Source organism: Rhizobium sp. M10 (assembly GCF_002531955.1).
In the GTDB taxonomy this organism is placed as follows: domain Bacteria; phylum Pseudomonadota; class Alphaproteobacteria; order Rhizobiales; family Rhizobiaceae; genus Rhizobium; species Rhizobium etli_C.
This window is the reverse complement of the sequence record NZ_NWTA01000078.1, coordinates 1-1,092: the sequence shown is the minus strand read 5'-3', so window position 1 is coordinate 1,092 and position 1,092 is coordinate 1. Positions and strand designations below refer to the sequence as shown.

At 52.4% G+C, this 1,092-nt stretch carries 1 pseudogene; it reads right to left on the bottom strand.

The annotated features are described in order from the left end of the window. A pseudogene (locus tag CO671_RS33100) lies at positions 1-1,072 on the bottom strand (hypothetical protein); the annotation flags it as partial. Positions 1,073-1,092: the final 20 nt, after the last annotated feature.

Genomic DNA, 1,092 nt, shown 5'->3' with positions numbered 1-1,092 from the left:
TACCCCTGGTTTGCAGCCAATCACTAAACTTTCGTTGATTGCTGGCCAGTCTCCAGACGACTCTCCTCTGCGAAGTCGAGTCCGGTCCGAGCTTACTCAGCTCTTCGTTGGCGAAGCTATCAATCATGAGGGCGTCGTCGGGATAAGGATCATGCTGTTTCAACTGCGACTCAGCGCCTAGATACTGCCGCAGCCGATCGAAACTCACGCTTATTCTTTTTCCTTCAGCGTTGGTAAAGTTACTGTAATCGTCCTTTAACGACTGTTGCTGCTGATCACTGCCAGTCAAGCGACTGCCTATGCTCCCCCGACCCTTCTTTCGGAGCCAATCACTAAACCTCCGTTGATTGCTGGCCAGATTCAAGACTACTTTCCTCTGCGAAGTCGAGTTCGATCCGAGCTTGCTCAGCGCTTCCTTGGCTAGGTCATCAATGATGCGGGCGTCATCGGGATAAGGATCATGCTGTTTCAACTGCGACTCGGCGCCTAGATACTGCCGCAGCCGATTGAAACTCACGACCACTTTTTTTCCTTCCTCCTTGGTAAAGGCCCTAAAATCCTCCTGCAACGACCGTTGCTGCTCATCAGTACCGGTGAGTCGGCTGACCATGCTCTCCCTGCCCTCCCTTTTGAGCCAATCGCTAAATTTTCGTTGGTTACTGGCATTTTTCCGGGAAGTCGAGACCGGTCCGAGCTTACTCTGCTCTTCGTTGGCCAAGGCCTCAATAATGAGGGCGTCGTCGGGATAAGGATCATGCTGCTTCAACTGGGACTCGGCGCCTAGATACTGCCGCAGCCGATCAAAACCCACGTTTATTCTTCCTTCAGCCTTGGTAAAGCCCCTAAAATCGTCCTTCAACGACCCTTGCTGCTGATCACTGCCAGTCAGGCGACTGGCTATGCTCCCCCTACCATTCTTTTGGAGCCAATTACTAAACCTCCGTTGATTTATGGCCGTAATCCGGACAACATTCCTCTTGGAAGTCGAGTCCGATCCGAGCTTGCTCAGCTCTTCGTTGGCGCAGCCATCAATCATGAGGGCGTCGTCGGGATAAGGATTATGCTGTTTCAACTGGGACTCGGCGCCTAGAT